We start from the raw sequence: 16,805 nt of genomic DNA, 5'->3' as shown, positions 1-16,805 counted from the left end.
CTCTCACTCCGGACCGGGGGCGGGGCCTGTCGCGCGCAGCACACGCCGGGTGTGCAGGGCGATCATCGCCTCTTCATCCGTGGGAATCACCCAGGCGGAGACGCGGCTGCCGGACCGGGTGATGCAGGGGCCTCCGCGAGCATTGGCCTCCTCATCCAGCTCCAGCCCCAGCCAGCGCGCGTCGCGACAGACCCGCTCGCGAATGGGCGCGGAGTGCTCGCCAATGCCGCCCGTGAAGACCACGGCGTCCAGGCCGTGCAGGGCCGCCGCGAGCGAGCCCAGCTCGCGATGGATGCGATAGACGAACAACTCCAGCGCCTCGGCGGCGGCGGCACTGGAGCCACCGAGCAGCTCGCGCATGTCGCTGGATTCGCCGGAGACGCCCAGCAGGCCGGATTGCTGGTAGAGCAGCCGCTCCAGCGCGCGCGCGTCCATGCCGTGCCGGTCCATCAGGTAGAGCAGGACGCCGGGATCCAGGGCACCGCAGCGGGTGCCCATCATGAGCCCATCCAGGGCGGTGAGGCCCATGGTCGTCGCCACACTTCGTCCCTGGAGCAGGGCGCACATGCTCGCGCCGTTGCCCAGGTGCGCTACCACCGTGCGTCCTTCGGCGGCCCCGGGCGCCGTGCCTGGCAGCGTGGAGGCGATGTATTCGTAGGAAAGGCCATGGAAGCCGTAGCGGCGGACACCCTCCTCGGCATAGCGGCGGGGCAGGGCGAAGGCCTGGGCCACGGGGGGCTGGGTGCGGTGGAACGCGGTGTCGAAGCAGGCGACCTGCGGCACCGCGGGCGCCGTCCGCGTGACGGCGCGAATCGCTTCCACGCAATGGGGCTGGTGCAACGGCGCCAACGGGATGAGCGCTTCCAGCTCCGCCAGGGTCGCCGCGTCAACGAGGGCGGGCCCGGAGAAGCGCATGCCGCCATGGACCACCCGGTGGCCGGTGGCCGCGATCCGGTGCCCGCCGAGTACGCCCTCCCGACCCCAGGCGAACAGGAATTCGGTGGCGCCCGTGTACCCGAGCTGCGTTCCGGGGGCCCAATCCCTCTCAGCGATGACGGCACCGTCCGCGTGCGCGACGAACCGCGGACGGGTCGACAGCTCCTCGAACTCCCCCCGCAGGAGGAGGCGGAGGGGCTCTTCATCGAGGAAGACGGAGAACTTCAGGCTCGAAGAACCCGCGTTGAGCACGAGCAGCGCGTCCGGCACGCCTCCCGTTTCGGACGTCCGCCGTGCCATGCGTGAGCCCCTCTCAGTCCGGCCAGGTCCAGTCGGTGATTTCAGGACGATCCTTGCCGTGCTCGTGCGCGTAGGCCAGGTTGTCGAGGATGGCGTTCTTCATCTCTTCCTTCAGGTGCCCTGCCTTCGCCTGCATCCCCGCCACGCGATCGATGACGTCGATGACCAGGTGGAAGCGGGACGTCTCGTTCAGGATCGCCAGTTCGAAGGGCGTGTTGATGTTGCCTTTCTCCCGGTAGCCATGCACGTGCAGGTCTTCGTGGTCGATGAAGCGATAGGCAAGCTTGTGGATGAGCGAGGAATAGCCGTGGAAGCTGAAGATGATGGGCTTGCCGGGCGGGAACAGGCTTTCAATCTCCCGTTGGGTGGACCCGTGCGGATGGTCCGCCGACGACTGGAGCTTGAACAGGTCGACGATGTTGACGAAGCGCAGCTTCAGGTTCGGCGCGCGCGCGCGCAGGATGGAGGCGGCGGCCAGGGCCTCCTGCGTCGCGACGTCGCCGCAACTGGCCATGATGACATCCGGCTCCGCGTCCTGGTCCGTGCTGGCCCGCTTCCAGATGCCAATCCCCTTGGCGCAGTGGGCAATGGCCTCGTCGATGCTGGTGAATTGGAGGTGTTTCTGCTTGTCCGCGACGACGACGTTGACGCAGTCGGTGCTGCGCAGGCACTGGTCCGCCACCACCAGCAGCGTGTTGGCGTCCGGAGGCAGGTAGATGCGCGTGACCGTGCCGGACTTGTTGGTCACCAGGTCGATGAACCCCGGGTCCTGATGTGAGAACCCGTTGTGGTCCTGACGCCACACCGTCGAGGAGAGCAGGATGTTCTCCGAGGCGACGGGCGCGCGCCAGCTCACGTGGTTCTTGCTGATGTCCAACCACTTGGCGTGCTGGTTGAACATGGAGTCGATGACGTGGGCGAACGCCTCATACGTGTGGAAGAGGCCGTGGCGCCCCGTGAGCAGATACCCCTCGAGCCAGCCGAGCAGCGTGTGCTCCGACAGCATCTCCATGACGCGGCCGTCCCGCGCGAGCTCGCCCCCGTCGGCGTCGTCCGGCGTCAGGTTCGCCATCCAGGTCTTCTTGCTCACCTGGTAGATGGCCTGGAGCCGGTTCGAGGCGGTCTCGTCCGGGCCGAAGACGCGGAAGTTCGTCGGGTTGTCGCGCATGATGTCGCGCAGGAACTCGCCGAGCGGCTTGGTATTCTCATGCAGCGTGGTGCCGCGCGGGCCGACCTTGACCGCATAGTCGCGGAAGTCGGGCAGCTTGAGCGTCTTGCGAAGCAGGCCGCCGTTGGCGTGCGGGTTCGCGCTCATCCGCCGCGGCCCCTTGGGCGCGAGCGACCTGATCTCCGGATTCAGCCTTCCCTCCGCGTCGAACAGCTCCTCGGGCCGGTAGCTGCGCATCCAGTCCTCGAGCGCCTTCAGGTGCGCCGGGTTGCCCCGCACGTCGGCGAAGGGGACCTGGTGTGAGCGCCAGGTGCCCTCCAGCTTGTGCCCATCCAGCTCCTTCGGACCCGTCCAGCCCTTGGGTGAGCGCAGGATGATCATGGGCCAGCGCGGACGCGTCGGGGAGTCCGTCTGCCGTGCGGTCTTCTGCAGGGTCCGGATCTCCTCGACGGCGCGCTCCAGGGTCTCCGCCATCTTCTGGTGCATCTGGGCCGGGTCGCTGCCCTCGACGAAGTAGGGCTTGTAGCCGTAGCCGACGAACAGGGACTCCAACTCCTCCGGGCTGATGCGAGCGAGGATGGTCGGGTTGGCGATCTTGTACCCGTTGAGGTTCAGGATGGGCAGCACGGCGCCGTCCCGCGCGGGGTTGAGGAACTTGTTCGAGTGCCAGGCCGTCGCGAGCGGACCGGTCTCTGCTTCGCCGTCACCCACGACGCAGGCGACGATGAGGTCGGGATTGTCGAAGGCCATGCCGTACGCGTGGGAGAGGCTGTAGCCGAGCTCGCCGCCTTCATGGATGGAGCCCGGGGTCTCCGGGGTGACGTGACTGCCGATGTGACCGGGGAAGGAGAATTGCTTGAAGAACTTCCGCATCCCCTCCGCGTCCGGGCTCTTGTCCGGATAGACCTCCGAATAGGTGCCCTCGAGATACGCCGGCCCGAGCACGCCCGGGGCGCCGTGGCCCGGCCCGGCCACGAAGATGACGTCGAGGTTCTGTTCGACGATGAGCCGGTTCAGATGGACCCAGACGAACGAGAGCGCCGGGCTCGCGCCCCAGTGGCCGAGCAGCCGATGCTTCACGTCCGCCGGCACCAGGGGCCTGTGCAGCAGCGGGTTGTCCTGGAGGTAGATCATCCCCACCGCCAGGTAGTTGCACGCGCGCCAGTACGCGTTCATCAACTCCACTTCCCGGGTGGTGAGCGGTCCACCCCCCTGGGTCCCCTTCCTGGCCGGCGTGGAGGGCCCCTGGCCGTGCTCCCTGGCGGACAATGACGGCCCAGACTCTTCGGATGCTCCCGTCCCTATCGGGTGTGCCATGACATGCCTCCCATCAGTGTTGCGTGTGGAGTGTTGAGTCGGGTGCTGCCCGGGCGAAGCCTGCTTCACCCTCCATGTCGCCGCTGTATCTGCCCAGGGCCGCCGCGCTGTCGCACCCGGCCCGGTGGTGGAACATCCGCTGGGCGGCGGGCACGTACTCGCGCCGGCCCCGCCAGACCTCCATCGCCTCGTCCTGGAGCGCGCGTCCGTAGGAGAAGCTCAGCTTCCAGGGCTTCGGGGCGTCCAATGCGTTGATGGCGTTGAGGTGCTCGGTGGCCAGGACCGTGTCTTGTCCGCCGGACAGGAAGACGACCCCGGGGACCGCGGGCGGCACATGGCGCGTCAGGGCGCGCAACGTCGCCTCCGCCACCTCCTCCACCGAGGCCTGCCTCGCGCAATCGTGGCCGGCGGTGACCATGTTCGGCTTGAGCAACATCCCTTCCAGGGACACCCGCGCGTCGAAGAGTTCGTTGAAGACCGCTTGCAGCACGCGCCCCGTCACGTCCTCGCACTGTTCGAGCGCGTGCGCTCCCTCCATCAGGACTTCAGGCTCCACGATGGGCACCAGGCCCTGCTCCTGGCAGAGGGCGGCGTAGCGCGCGAGCGCGTGTGCATTCGCGTGGATGCACTTCGCGGTCGGCAGCCCGTCGCGGATGATGAACACCGCGCGCCACTTGGCGAAGCGCGCACCGAGCTCGCGGTACTCCTCGAGCCGATCGCGGAGCCCGTCGAGCCCTTCGGCGACGAACTCTCCCGGTGCGCCAGCCAGGGGGTGGACGCCGGTGTCCACCTTGATGCCGGGGATGATGCCGCGGCCCACCAGCAGCTCCAGCAGCGGGATGCCTGTCGAGCTTTCCTGCCGGATCGTCTCGTCCTGCAGGATGACACCGCCGATGAACTTGGCGATGTCGGGCGTACTGAAGAGCATCTCGCGGTAGTCGCGGCGGCTGTCCGGGGTCGACTCGATCGCGCGCGCGGTCAGGCGCTTCGTGATCGTGGAGACCGTCTCGTCCGCCGCCAGGATGCCCTTTGCGTCCGCAACGATGGCTCGCGCGGTTTCGTCGAGCCCTGGCATCTTCGGCATGTGTTCCTCCCATCCGTCGGAAGTGAACTTGAAGGCGCCCTGCTGCGCCGACAACTGGCGGGGCGGCGCTCGGCAATGAGGCTGCCTTTGAGCGCCGGGCAGGATGGTGCCGCCCCGTCGCGATGCCATCTTGACCCCTGAACCCAGCCGTCACCGGCAACGCCCGGCGTGCGGTTGCTGGAGACAGCCATGGCCATCAAGTTGCTCATCGCGGACATCGACGGGACCCTGGTGACACGGGACAAGGCCGTCACCGCGCGAACCCGCGAGGCCGTCGCCCGGCTGCGCGCCAGCGGCATCCTGTTCACCGTCACGAGCGGGCGACCGCCGCGCGGCATGGCGGGGCTGGTGGCCGAGCTGAAGCTCACCGACCCCGTGGCTGCCTTCAACGGCGGCGTGTATGTCAAATCCGATCTCACGACGGTGCTGGAGCAGCGGACCCTTCCGCCCGCCATCGCCAGGCAGGCCGTCGACTTCATGCTCCAGGCGGGCCTGGATGTCTGGGTCTACCAGGGGGCGGATTGGTTCCTCCGCGACCCCGAGGCATTCCGCGTGGCCAGGGAGAGGAGCAACGTCGGGTTCGACCCGGTCGTCATCGCGGACCTGCACGGCGTGCTCGACGCCCCCATCAAGCTTGTCGGGGTGAGCGAGGACACCGCGCGGGTCGCGCGCTGCGAGGCCGAGCTCTCCCTGCGACTGGGCGCCGAGGCCTCGGCGGCACGTTCGACGGCCTACTATCTCGACGTCACGCATCCCGAAGCGAACAAGGGGATGGTCGTGCGTGAGGCCGCGCGCCTGCTCGCGCTTCCCCTGGAGCAGATCGCGGCCATTGGAGACATGGCCAACGATCTGCCCATGCTGACCACCGCCGGCCTTGGCATCGCCATGGGCAACGCCAACGCGGAGGTCCAACGCCTCGCACGCCACGTCACGCGCACCAACGACGAGGACGGGTTTGCCTACGCGGTCGACTCCTTCATCCTGGGCCAGCCGCCCTTCGCCCGGACGAAGCTGGGGCTTCCGCCCCGCACACGCGCCTGCCTCTTCGGGCTCGATGGCGTCCTCGCGCAGACCTCCAGCTTCCACGCCAGGGCCTGGAAGCAACTGTGCGACCACTACCTGCGGCGGCGTGCGCGAGCCTCGGGGCAGCCCTTCATCCCCTTCGACCTGGTGCGCGACTCCAGCCACTACTTCGACGGCAAGCCGCCCCTGGAAGGCCTCCACGCGTTCCTGGACGCCCGCGGCATCGAGCTGCCGGAGAGCACGGTTCACGCGCTGAACGACCGCAAGGCGGAGCTCCTGGTCGAGCTGCTCCGGCAGGAGCAGGTGGAGACGTATGAGGGAACGGTCCGCTACGTCCAGGCGACGCGCGCCGAGGGACTTCGGACCGCGGTCGTCTCCGCGAGCAGGCACTGCGCGGAGCTGCTCCAGTCCGCCGGAATCCCGGACCTCTTCGACGCGCGGCTCGGCGCCACGCCGCCCCCCGAGCTCTACCTCGCGGCCGCCCGGGCCCTCGGTGTCGAGCCCGGGGATGCGGTTGTCTTCGAGGACACGCCTGCCGGCGTCGCGGCCGCACGGGCGGCCCACTTCGCCTATGTCGTCGGCGTCGACCGGCTGGGTCGGCCCGCCGAGCTGCATCGCCATGGCGCGGACCTCGTGGTGACGGATCCCGCCGTCCTCCTCGAACAGGACGGCACCCCGCATTGAGCGGCGGACGACATCCACCTCGCCCTGGGGTCGGTGTCAGGCCTGCGGGAATGGACATCACAGACAGACCCGAGGGGCATTCAGACAGCTCGTACTTCCGCGCGCTCGGCGAAGTGAGAATCATCCGAGTCGATCGAGGTGTCTTGAATGCTGGGGACGGACAGCACCAGGCAGGGGATGAACCCGGGGCGTGCACCCTTCATTGGCACATGGCCGCTGCTCGGGGTCCTGACGGCGCTCTCCGGGTGCACGGTAGGTCCCAACTTCACGAAGCCCGAGGTTGAGGTGGCCAAGGAGTGGCGCACCCAGGGTGACCCACGACTTTTGAAGCAGGCAGCGGTCGACAGCCAATGGTGGAAGTCGTTTGGCGATCCGGTACTCGATCGCCTCGTCGAGGTCGCCAACCGGCAGAACCTGCCGCTGCAGATCGCGGGTCTGAGGATCGTGGAGGCGCGCGCCCAGTTGGGCATCCTCACCGGCCAGCAGTTTCCGCAGGTCCAGGTGGCCACCGGCAGCGCCGCCGCGGTGGGACGCAGTGAGAACTCAGCCGCGGCCAACCTGGCGGATCTGGCCAATGTCGGCTCCCTTGACCGCCACTACCTGGAATACCAGCTGGGCTTCGACGCGCTGTGGGAGGTGGATTTCTGGGGCAAGTACCGGCGGGGCGTCGAGTCGGGAACCGCCGGCCTGCTCGCGTCGGTGGCGGACTACCAATCCGCGCTCGTCGCGCTCACCGCGGAGGTGGCGCGGACCTATGTCGTGGTCCGGACGTTCGAGATGCTCATCGAGCAGGCTCGGGAGAACGTCAGGATCCAGGAGGAGGGCTTCCGGATCGCCGAGTCGCGCTTCAGCAACGGTGCGACCTCGGAGTTGGATGTGGCGCAGGCCGCGACCCTGCTGGAGAGCACCCGGGCCACCATCCCCCAACTGGAAGGCGGGCTGGAGCAGTCCCGCAACGCGCTGAGCACGCTCCTGGGTCAGCCCACGGGCGCCGTGGAGAGCTTGCTGGCGGGCCCCAAGCAGATTCCGCTGGCGCCCGCGACGGTGGCCGTCGGCATGCCGGCCGAGATCCTGCGGCGGCGTCCGGATGTCCGCAGCGCGGAGCTGTTCGCCGCCGCGCAGTGTGCCCGGATCGGCATCGCGGAGGCGGACCTCTATCCGAGCTTCTCCCTCTTCGGGACGATCGGGCTGGAGGCGAGCACCAGCGGCGCATCCTCCGGCAATCTCTTCTCGCTCGGCAGCCTGGTGTATTCCATTGGCCCCCGGATCGTCTTTCCCTTCCTGAACTACGGCCGCCTGAAGAATGGCGTGCGTGTCGAAGACGCGCGGTTCCAGCAATTGCTCGTCAACTACCGCAACACGGTGCTCAAGGCGGGCCAGGAGGTGGCGGATGCCCTGACGGGCTTCGTCAACGCCCAGAAGGCCATGGTGTTCCAGCAGGCCGCCGTGAAGGCCGCGCAGCGGTCGGTGGAGCTCGCCCTGGTGCAGTACCGGGAAGGCGCCGTGGACTACCAGCGCGTGCTGGACGCGCAACGATCACTCTTGCAGCAGCAGAACAACCTGGTCCAGACGAGTTCCTCCATCGCCACGAACCTGGTCGCCCTCTACAAGGCGCTGGGCGGGGGCTGGGAGGTCCGCCGGGATCAGCCCGTCGTGCCGGAACCCATGCAAAGCGAGATGGAGAAACGGACCGACTGGGGCGACATGTTGTCGAAGCCGCGGACGCAGGAAGTCAAGCACAGCTCGCAGCCAGGAAAGCAATAGAGAGTCCGCCATGCCCAAGTACCCGAAAGGGAAGATCAAGTGGGTCATTGGGTTGATCGCCATCGCGATCGCCGTGTTCATTGGCTTCAAGTACTGGAAGGGGAAGAAATCCGCGCTGCCGGAGGGGATTGTCTCAGGCAACGGCCGCATCGAGGCGAAGCTGGCCGATGTCGCCGCCAAGGAACCCCTGCGGGTGAAGCAAATCCTTGTCAACGAGGGCGACCTCGTCAGGCCGGGTCAGGTGCTGGTGCGGTTGGACACCACCACGCTGGAGTCCAGCCTGGCGGAAGCCAACGCGAACCTCGCGGCCACGCAGGAGAAGCTGGCGGTGGCCCAGGCGGGGATCGTCAAGCAGAAGAGTGAGATAGAGCTTGCCGCCATCGAAGCCGATCGCGCCCGAAAGCTGGTGGCGCAGGGGGCCGGTTCGCAGCGGGATCTGGACGTTCGAGCGAGCCAGGTGGAGACCACCCGGGCCGCCCTGGCGGAGGCGGAAGCCACGCTGAAGACCTCCAGGGAGGAGATCGAGGTCGCGCGAGCCAATGCGGAGACGATCCAGACGCGCATCGCCGACGCGACGCTCAGGTCGCCCGTGACGGGACGGGTCCTCTATCGCCTCGCCGAACCCGGTGAGGTGCTCGCGCCCGGCGGGCCGGCGCTGACGCTCGTGAACCTGGAAGATGTCTACATGGAGATATTCCTCCCGGCCAGCGAGGCCGCCCGCGTGAAGCTTGGCTCCGAAGCGCGCCTCACCGCCGACTTCGAGCCCGACCGTTCCATCCCCGGGTATGTCTCCTTCGTGTCCCCGGAAGCGCAGTTCACGCCCAAGCAGGTGGAGACCAAGAGCGAGCGGGAGAAGCTGGTGTTCCGGCTGAAGCTCCAGGTCCCCCGGGAGCTGGCCAGCCGCTACGTCGAGCGCATCAAGACAGGCATTCGCGGGGTCGGCTACGTCAAGGTGGACCCCGCCGCCACCTGGCCTACCAAATTGCAGAACGTCATCACGGCTGAATCCGAATCCCACTAGCCCGGTGACCCGGGAGGGCTCAGCCATGGTCTCATCCGCGTCTCCAGAATCGCCGGGCGGCTCCTCCAGCAGGTTGGTGGTCTCCATCCAGGACGTGACCCACCGCTACGGCAAGGTCGTCGCGCTCGACGGCATCTCGCTCGACGTTCCCAGCGGCATCATGGTGGGCATCGTGGGGCCAGACGGCGTCGGCAAATCGACGCTGATGGCCCTGGTCGCCGGCTCCAAGAAGATGCAGCAGGGAAGGGTGACGGTCCTGGACGGGGACATCGCGGATGCCCGGCACCGGCGCGCGGTGGGGCCGCGGATCGCGTACATGCCTCAAGGGCTGGGGAAGAACCTCTATCTGGAGCTCAGCGTCTACGACAACGTCGACTTCATGGCCCGGCTCTTCGGGCTGTCGCCCGAGGAGCGCAAGGTGCGCGTCCCGGAGCTGCTCGCGGCCACGGGTCTGGGGAAGTTCGCGGAGCGCCCCGCCGGCAAGCTCTCCGGCGGCATGAAGCAGAAGGTGGGGCTGTGCGGCGCGCTGGTGCACGACCCGGACCTGCTCATCCTCGACGAGCCCACCACCGGCGTGGACCCGCTCTCCCGGCGGCAGTTCTGGAGCCTCATCGACGAGATTCGCGCCGGGCGCCCCGGCATGAGCGTCATCATCTCCACGGCCTACATGGACGAAGCGCAGCAGTGGGACTGGATCGTGGCCATGGACGCGGGGCGCGTGCTGGCGACGGGGACGCCCGCGGAGCTGATGGAGCGCACGGGGACCCAGGACCTGGAGCGGTGCTTCATCGCGCTGCTGCCCGAGGAGAAGCGCAGGGGCCACAAGGAGATCACCATCCCGCCCCGTCCAGCGGGCAAGGCGGAGCTGGCCATCGAGGCCGACGGGCTGACATGCCGCTTCGGCACCTTCACCGCCGTGGACCACGTCACCTTGTCCATTGAGCGCGGTGAGATCTTCGGCTTCCTGGGCTCCAACGGCTGCGGCAAGTCCACGACCATGAAGATGCTGACGGGCCTGCTGCCCCCCACGGAAGGGACGGCGAAGCTCTTCGGCAGCTCCGTCGATGCCGGGAGCATGGAGGTGCGCAAGAACCTGGGCTACATGACGCAGGCGTTCTCGCTCTACGGCGAGCTGAGCGTCCAGCAGAACCTGGTCCTGCATGCCCGGCTCTACCATCTGCCGCCAGACAAGGCGAAGGCGCGCATCGAGGAGCTGGTCGAGCGGTTCGGACTGCGCGCGCACCTGGACGCGTTGGCCGGGGACCTGCCCATGGGCCTGCGCCAGCGGCTCTCGCTGGCCGTCGCCGTGCTGCACGGGCCGCAAATCCTCATCCTGGACGAGCCCACGTCGGGGGTTGATCCGGTCGCCCGGGACAGCTTCTGGGAGCTGCTGATCGATTTATCGCGCAAGCAGGGCGTCACCATCTTCGTGACGACGCACTTCATGAACGAGGGGATGCGCTGCGACCGCATCTCCCTCATGAACGCGGGAAGGGTGCTGGCGGCGGATTCCCCCCAGAAGCTCATCGAGGCACGAAAGGCAGACAGCCTGGAGACCGCCTTCATCGGCTACATGGAAGATGCCATCGCCGAAAAGGCACGCGCCGAGAGCAAGGACGCGGCGCCCAAGGACGCGACTCCCGCCCGCGCGCCCGAAGCCCCGCCACCCCAGCAGCCCCCGGCCGCGCGACGCGCGGACCGGGCCGGCCTCCGGCTGCGTCTTGGCCGGATGCTCGCATACGCCCACAATGAGACCATCCAGATCCTCCGCGACAGGGTCCGGCTGGCGTTTGCCTTCGCCGGATCGGCGCTGCTGATGCTCGTCTTCGGCTTCGGCATCACGACCGACGTCGAAAACATCCGCTATGCCTCGCTGGACATGGACCAGACACCGGAGAGTCGCGCGTATCTTGAACAGTTCAGCGCGGCGAAACCCTATTTCGCGCTGACGCCGCCAGCCCAATCCTCGGACGAGGCGCTGCGCCGGCTCCAGTCGGACGATGTCTCGATGGTGCTGGAGATTCCGCCGCGCTTCGGTCTGGATTTCCGCCGGGGTTCCGGGCCGGAGGTGCTGGCGCAGGTGGACGGCGCCATGACCTTCCGTGGCGACACCGTCGAGCAATATGTCCAGGGGGTCCACAACCGGATGCTGCGGGATCCCGCGAGCGGCTTCCATTCGGAGAGCGCGCTGAAGGGCACGGCCAACATCGAAGAGCGCTTCTTGTACAACCCGACGTTCAAGAGCGTCTATTCCATCGTGCCGAGTGTCCCGGCGCTGCTGCTGCTGTTGATACCGGCGATCCTCATGACGGTCAGCATCGTGCGTGAGAAGGAGCTGGGGTCGATCATCAACTTCTATGTCACGCCCACGGGCAGGCTGGAGTACCTGCTTGGAAAGCAGTTGCCCTACGTCGTCATCGGCATGGCCAACTTCTTCATCCTGACCGCGCTGGCGCTGATCGTCTTCGGTGTCCCCATCAAGGGCAGCTTCCTGACGTTGATGCTCTGCACGCTGTTCTACGTCGCGGCGACGACAGGCATCGGGATGGTGACGTCGACCTTCACTGGCAGCCAGGTCGCGGCCGTCTTCGTCACGGCCATCCTGACCATCGTGCCGACCATCCAGTTCTCCGGCTTGTTGCAGCCCGTCTCCACGCTGCAGGGCGGGGCCGGCCTTGTCGGTTCCATCTGGCCGGCCTCCTATTACATGCACGCCAGCCTGGGTGCCTTCACCAAGGGACTGGGGGCGGGCCTCCTCATGCGGGATGTCGCCTTCCTGGCCGTGTGCGTCCCTGTCCTCCTGGCCATCAGTGTCATTGGATTGAGAAAGCAGGAGAAATAGCGGTGAACTCACTGCTGAACATTCTGTGGCTCGGGCTCAAGGAGATTCGCAGCCTGCTGAGCGACGCCGTCCTGGTCGTGTTCGTCGTCTATGCGTTCACCCTGGCAATCTATGTCCAGGCCACGGGGACCTCGAGCGAGGTGAACAACGCATCGATTGCCTTCGCCGACGAGGACGGGTCCGCGCTGTCCAAGGAGTTGCTCAACGCCTTCTATCCACCCCGCTTCAAGCTGCCGGAGCTCATCTCCCCGGATGAGGTGCAGGCAAGCATGGACAGGGGCCGGTTCATGTTCGTCGTCGTGATTCCGCCCCGCTTCGAGCATGACCTTCGCGCGGGGCGCAACCCGGACATCCAGTTGAACATCGACGCGACCGCCATGCAGCAGGCGGGCATCGGCTCCGGTTATATCCGGAGCATCATCAACGACCGGGTTTCATCCTTTCTCAAGCGCACGGAAGAGACGGGGCCGAAGCCCGTCAACCTGGTCGTTCGCAAGCTCTTCAACCCCAACGGGGTCTCGTCCTGGTTCAAGAGCGTGGTGGCCATCATCAACCAGATAACCCTGCTGACCGTCGTCCTGACGGGCGCCGCGGTCATCCGCGAGCGCGAACACGGGACGCTGGAGCACCTGCTGGTGATGCCGCTGACCGCCTTCGAGATCGCGATGGCGAAGGTCTGGGCCAACGGCCTGGTGATCCTCGTCGCGACCGGGGCTTCGCTGCTCCTGGTCGTGCACATGGTGCTGAAGGTGCCGTTCGCCGGCTCGGTGGTGCTGTGGTTCGTCGGCGTCGTGCTCTACCTGTTCTTCGCCACGGCGCTCGGCATCTTCCTGGGGACGATCTCACGTTCGATGGCGCAGTTCGCGCTGCTCATCATCCTCGTGGTCCTGGTGCTGATGCTGCTTTCGGGCGGGAGCACGCCCGTCGAGAGCCAGCCGAAGTGGCTGCAGTACGTCACGTACCTGCTGCCTGCCCGGCACTTCGTCAGCTTCTCGCAGGTCATCATCTACCGCGGCGGTGGGCTGGAGGCCGTCTGGCGTCAGTTCCTGATGGTGAGCGCGGTGGGCGTGGGGTTCTTCGTCTACAGCCTGTCGCTCTTCCGGAAGTCCATCGCGGTGAGCAAGTAGGTAGGGGGCCACCGGGGCGGGCGGGAGCCGGAAGCCCCCGCCCGCCCCGGTCATGCTCAGCGCTCAGCAGTCGATCGGGTACGTCTTGATGTCATCGCCCGGCGTGGTGACCTTGACGGTGTTGGAGCCGTCGAACGACGAGGAGAACGTCCCTTCGCTCGTCTCCACCGTCACCGTCCCCGCCGAGGGGCACTGGTTGTCGCAGCGCTGGTAGCCCGAGACGGTCGAAGTCGCGCTGAAGTTGTTCCGCGTGGACCTCGACTGACTGTTCAAGGTGAAGCACCCGCTGCCCTCCACCCAGGTGACCGTGCTTTCGGAGGATCGCGTGTCGAAGCGTTCCGGCGAGAAGCTGGTGGAGGTGATGGTCACCTTGCGCTGGCCCGCTTCGGGAGGGGCGCCGGCGATCTGCATGGAGAGGTTGTACGGCGCTCCGTTGATGGAGAGGTCGGTGGAGGTGGCCGCGATGGCGAGCTGCCCCTGGTTGTCCGAGAGCACCAACTGAACGTTGCCCGAGAGCTGATCGAGCCCGATCTTCGCGGTGCAGTTGTTGAGGGCGTAGTTCACCATCGCGCCCGATGAAGTGGCGGAGGCGCACCCGGCGGGCGTGAAGATGGATGAGGCGCTCGCCGCGAGCCTGGCGGCCGCCGCGTTCACGTCGACGGGGGCCTGAAGCTGCCCTCTGCCGATGCTCTTGGGCTGCACCGGGAGACTGTAATACCAATCGTCGTAGACCGGATCGACCCAGGCGTAGCTCCACGCCGCGTCGTACGACCCGTAGTACGGATCGTAGTAGGCCGTGTCGTAGTAGTACGGATCGTAGTAGGTGTCGGCGCAGCCAGCGCTTGCGAGCAGCGACAGGAACCCCAGCGCCCGTTTCGTCTTCTTCATCTCGCCCCCATCAGGTTTGTCTTCTGGACGCGTGCCCACCCCGAAGTGGATGCGCACGGGCGACCGATGCACCGAGTTCTCTCGGGAAGTCGGAAGCGAGAGAAGGTGGAACCCGGGGGTCTGCGGAAGAACTGAACGGAGGAACGGTCCGAGTGCGGGCTGGCGGTCATCCGAGCCCGGACGCCCGCTGGTGCGGAAGTCCGGGCCCGCGGCCCGGTCAGCGCGTCTGGCGGATGACCGACAGCTCGACGTCGCCAATCACCTTCTGCTCCCGCCCCAGTTGGAGCAGGAGGTTCTCGATTCCCGCCACGTCGCGGGACACCGTGCCCTGGGAGGACGAGGTGCGCAGCAGGTCGCCCCGGAGCACCAGGGGGGCGCTGTTCCGGGCACTGGGGCCCAGCCGTTCAACCTGGATGCCCGTGTAGCCCAGGACGGCGTGGGATTCGGCCTTCGTGACGCGCTCACCGCTCGTGAGGGCCCGTTCAAGCTGCTCCTCGATGGCGCGAAGCCGCGCGGGGTCGGTCACCAGCACGACCGGGTTGGGACGGCCTGAGTACAGCAGGTACGTCACGCGCAGGGCCGGCTGGGACTGCTCGGCCTGGACGTCGGCCGCGGAGGCCGTGGGAACACCCGCGAGGCCCAGACCGAGCGCACCGCACAGGAAGACCGTATGAAAGGAATGACGGGGCATGGATTCAGCTCCTGGAAGGGGGACGGGGACTAGTTGATGTTCTCGTGACCGGAGCCATCAACGCTGTCCGACCAGACCCGGAAGTAGCCGCAGAACTGCGTGTAGACGCCCCGGTTCGCGGTGGCGGGATCGGTGATGGTCAGGCCCAGGCTGTCGAGGTTCGTCGCGGCCGTCCCTCCGGGCTTGTGGGTCCACAGGTTGTCCGTGCCCCGGCGATACCAGTGGTAGTCGTAGCCCGGCGCGACGACCAGCGCGGCGGCGGACTTGTATCCGGAGGCATCCGGATAGGCCGACAGCAGCTCCAGCCCATCGTTGAGGGCGGCCTGCACCACGGAGGCGCAGTCCATGGTGGAAGCCACGGCCCCCGAATGCCGGCCCGGCTGCGCGAAGGTGTTGGTGGCCTTGGTGGTGGCGTAGTTGTAGCAGTTGTTGAGGGACTGCCGGCTGGGGTCGTTCCAGTAGGAGGGAGCGAAGGCCGGCTTCCCCGGCTTGGTGACGTAGGGGAGGTCCGCGTCCGACAGGCCGACGTTGAAGACAATCACCTCGTCGATGCGGTCGCTGAACCGGTAGCCGGAGCCGTCGTTGTTCCCGCCGATGAGGAAGGGCAGGTCGGTGTTCACGATGGAGCCCAGGCGCGGTGACGCCGTGCCCACGGGGATCCCATCCACGAAGAAGGTGGCGATCGCCGGCCACGTGGTGCGCCGGACGCTGACCGCGACGTGGTGCCAGCGATTGGCCACCAGGAGCGGGGACAGGCTGGGATTGGACTGGTGGTGGGTGGAGCCCGCCGAGTCCGAGAGCAGCAGGTCCAGCGTGTTGCCATTGACGACCGCGAAGGTGTAGCCCCGACCGTCGGAGCCCCGGTTGTCGATGATCGTCTTCACGGTCCGGGTGGTGTCCAACATCCGGACCCACGCCGTCAGCGTGAAGTCACCCGTGCCGAAGCTCAGGTACGGCGAGTGGGGCACCTGGACGTATTTATCACCCGCCAGGTTCATGCCCAGGCCCGTCCAGCCATCCGCCTGGGCCAGGCCCCCGACAACCGTTCCCGTCTGGTCGTGGCTGGTGGAGTACACGAGTCCACTCGAATCCGGCACCACCTCCGGCAGGGACTGGGAGGTGACCGTCGTCTTCCACTCGCCCACCAGTCCGGTGGTGATGCGGTGGGGGATGGCTTCGCTCCTCTGGATGGGAGCCACCACCGCCAGCACCGTTGTCGCCAGGCACCACTTGAAACCCTTCACGCCGCCTCCTTGGGTCAGGGGAGAATCGTTCGGGGGTATATCGACCACCCCTGACATCCCTGACCAAGAAGGAAATCGGGTTCGTCCTCACCCGGGTGCGTGGCCGGTCCGAGGGCCCACTCCAGTTCTTCGTTGCCGGGCGGCAGAAGGCCGTCCGCGACTCACCGGCGCAGGCGGAGGTGGATAGAAGGGATTCAGGTTGTACTGTGCCTCCCTCCGGCTCCAGGTCGCCTGGGGCCTGTCTGCTGCGAGGATGTTCAAGACCCATCGCTTTGACGCGTACAACGCTTATGTCCAGGCTCAGGAGATTGCGAAGGAAGTGAAACAATTGAAAAAGGAGCGAGCCGCTGCGGTGGCGTGTGGATATGGCTTCGTCATTGGGGTGAGCACCGAAGCGCACAAAGAAGCGCTACTCGAAGAGATTCCCGCGTTCGATGTCGTTGTCACGGAGTGCGCACGATGAGCAAGCGTAGCTCCCTCACTCTCATCGTCTACGCGCCTTCGCTCATGGGCGACGACGGCCGTACGCTCGCCATCATCCATGGGATGGAACGTGCGCTCCCCGGATTGCGCCTGGAGTGGGAAGTAGTCCTACAGCTGCAGTTTGAACCGCGCTCGGCGTGCCCGGTAGTGGCACTGCATGGCGACGGCTTGGTGGTGGCGTCGCCAGCGACTCCAGGCCAAGACGTGCGCGAGTGGAGCCACGGTCCGACGCA

The 16,805-nt window shown here is 67.0% G+C and carries 13 protein-coding genes; 7 read left to right on the top strand and 6 right to left on the bottom strand.

What is annotated here, in order from left to right; translation table 11 throughout:
- Nucleotides 1–3: 3 nt before the first annotated feature.
- Genes D7X74_RS27945 through D7X74_RS27935 form a run of 3 tightly spaced genes read right to left on the bottom strand, consistent with a single transcriptional unit; the run spans nt 4 to nt 4,805 of the window.
- Nucleotides 4–1,236: an acetate/propionate family kinase gene (locus tag D7X74_RS27945; RefSeq protein WP_199732833.1), complete on the bottom strand. Its 1,233-nt coding sequence runs from the start codon at nt 1,234–1,236 to the stop codon at nt 4–6.
- Between the two features lie 13 nt (nt 1,237–1,249).
- Complete coding sequence (locus D7X74_RS27940) at nt 1,250–3,721, bottom strand: phosphoketolase (RefSeq protein WP_120536052.1); 2,472 nt, start codon at nt 3,719–3,721, stop codon at nt 1,250–1,252.
- 13 nt (nt 3,722–3,734) lie between these two features.
- The gene (locus tag D7X74_RS27935; protein ID WP_199741913.1) at nt 3,735–4,805 is read right to left on the bottom strand and encodes a class I fructose-bisphosphate aldolase; all 1,071 of its coding nucleotides are present in this window, start codon (nt 4,803–4,805) and stop codon (nt 3,735–3,737) included.
- Between the two features lie 189 nt (nt 4,806–4,994).
- On the opposite strand from D7X74_RS27935, the gene D7X74_RS43725 reads away from it, so the two are divergent.
- From D7X74_RS43725 to D7X74_RS27910, 5 genes are all read left to right on the top strand, one after another.
- Nucleotides 4,995–6,512 (top strand): Cof-type HAD-IIB family hydrolase, encoded by a 1,518-nt coding sequence (locus D7X74_RS43725; protein WP_233602287.1) that lies wholly within the window; start codon nt 4,995–4,997, stop codon nt 6,510–6,512.
- Nucleotides 6,513–6,659: 147 nt separating this feature from the next.
- Entirely contained in the window at nt 6,660–8,276 is a 1,617-nt protein-coding gene (locus tag D7X74_RS27925) for an efflux transporter outer membrane subunit (protein ID WP_120536051.1), read from the top strand.
- 10 nt (nt 8,277–8,286) lie between these two features.
- Nucleotides 8,287–9,297, top strand: a complete 1,011-nt coding sequence (locus D7X74_RS27920) for an HlyD family secretion protein (protein ID WP_120536050.1) — start codon at nt 8,287–8,289, stop codon at nt 9,295–9,297.
- A 25-nt stretch (nt 9,298–9,322) separates the two neighbouring features.
- On the top strand, nt 9,323–12,139 hold the full coding sequence (gene rbbA / locus D7X74_RS27915; protein WP_120536049.1) for a ribosome-associated ATPase/putative transporter RbbA: 2,817 nt from the start codon (nt 9,323–9,325) through the stop codon (nt 12,137–12,139).
- A gap of 2 nt (nt 12,140–12,141) precedes the next feature.
- Nucleotides 12,142–13,266 carry an ABC transporter permease gene (locus D7X74_RS27910; protein ID WP_120536048.1) on the top strand — a complete coding sequence of 375 codons (1,125 nt, stop codon included), beginning with the start codon at nt 12,142–12,144 and terminating at the stop codon, nt 13,264–13,266.
- A 63-nt stretch (nt 13,267–13,329) separates the two neighbouring features.
- Here D7X74_RS27910 and D7X74_RS27905 read toward each other — a convergent pair whose 3' ends face one another.
- The 3 genes from D7X74_RS27905 to D7X74_RS27895 all read right to left on the bottom strand — a co-directional run bounded on the left by D7X74_RS27905 (nt 13,330) and on the right by D7X74_RS27895 (nt 16,089).
- Nucleotides 13,330–14,154, bottom strand: coding sequence for a hypothetical protein (locus D7X74_RS27905; protein ID WP_120536047.1), 825 nt, complete (start codon nt 14,152–14,154; stop codon nt 13,330–13,332).
- Between the two features lie 217 nt (nt 14,155–14,371).
- The gene (locus D7X74_RS27900) at nt 14,372–14,845 is read right to left on the bottom strand and encodes a hypothetical protein (protein WP_120536046.1); all 474 of its coding nucleotides are present in this window, start codon (nt 14,843–14,845) and stop codon (nt 14,372–14,374) included.
- A 29-nt stretch (nt 14,846–14,874) separates the two neighbouring features.
- Nucleotides 14,875–16,089: a LamG domain-containing protein gene (locus D7X74_RS27895; protein WP_158622302.1), complete on the bottom strand. Its 1,215-nt coding sequence runs from the start codon at nt 16,087–16,089 to the stop codon at nt 14,875–14,877.
- Between the two features lie 253 nt (nt 16,090–16,342).
- On the opposite strand from D7X74_RS27895, the gene D7X74_RS27890 reads away from it, so the two are divergent.
- Nucleotides 16,343–16,552: a DUF6310 domain-containing protein gene (locus tag D7X74_RS27890; RefSeq protein ID WP_233602286.1), complete on the top strand. Its 210-nt coding sequence runs from the start codon at nt 16,343–16,345 to the stop codon at nt 16,550–16,552.
- On the top strand, nt 16,549–16,805 hold a 257-nt coding region (locus D7X74_RS44425; protein WP_233602285.1), incomplete at its 3' end, for a DUF5953 family protein. The genes D7X74_RS27890 and D7X74_RS44425, both read left to right, overlap by 4 nt.

The organism is Corallococcus sp. CA047B, from assembly GCF_003612065.1.
Classification (GTDB): Bacteria; Myxococcota; Myxococcia; order Myxococcales; family Myxococcaceae; genus Corallococcus; species Corallococcus praedator.
Note: the sequence above shows the minus strand (reverse complement) of the source record. Positions and strands in the feature narration are given on the sequence as shown.

Bases quoted from the DNA above. Each gene is read 5' to 3' on its own strand.
- D7X74_RS27945 (WP_199732833.1), bottom strand. From the start codon at position 1,236: ATGGCACGGCGGACGTCCGAAACGGGAGGCGTGCCGGACGCGCTGCTC.
- D7X74_RS27940 (WP_120536052.1), bottom strand. From the start codon at position 3,721: ATGGCACACCCGATAGGGACGGGAGCATCCGAAGAGTCTGGGCCGTCA.
- D7X74_RS27935 (WP_199741913.1), bottom strand. From the start codon at position 4,805: ATGCCGAAGATGCCAGGGCTCGACGAAACCGCGCGAGCCATCGTTGCG.
- D7X74_RS43725 (WP_233602287.1), top strand. From the start codon at position 4,995: ATGGCCATCAAGTTGCTCATCGCGGACATCGACGGGACCCTGGTGACA.
- D7X74_RS27925 (WP_120536051.1), top strand. From the start codon at position 6,660: ATGCTGGGGACGGACAGCACCAGGCAGGGGATGAACCCGGGGCGTGCA.
- D7X74_RS27920 (WP_120536050.1), top strand. From the start codon at position 8,287: ATGCCCAAGTACCCGAAAGGGAAGATCAAGTGGGTCATTGGGTTGATC.
- rbbA (WP_120536049.1), top strand. From the start codon at position 9,323: ATGGTCTCATCCGCGTCTCCAGAATCGCCGGGCGGCTCCTCCAGCAGG.
- D7X74_RS27905 (WP_120536047.1), bottom strand. From the start codon at position 14,154: ATGAAGAAGACGAAACGGGCGCTGGGGTTCCTGTCGCTGCTCGCAAGC.
- D7X74_RS27900 (WP_120536046.1), bottom strand. From the start codon at position 14,845: ATGCCCCGTCATTCCTTTCATACGGTCTTCCTGTGCGGTGCGCTCGGT.
- D7X74_RS27890 (WP_233602286.1), top strand. From the start codon at position 16,343: ATGTTCAAGACCCATCGCTTTGACGCGTACAACGCTTATGTCCAGGCT.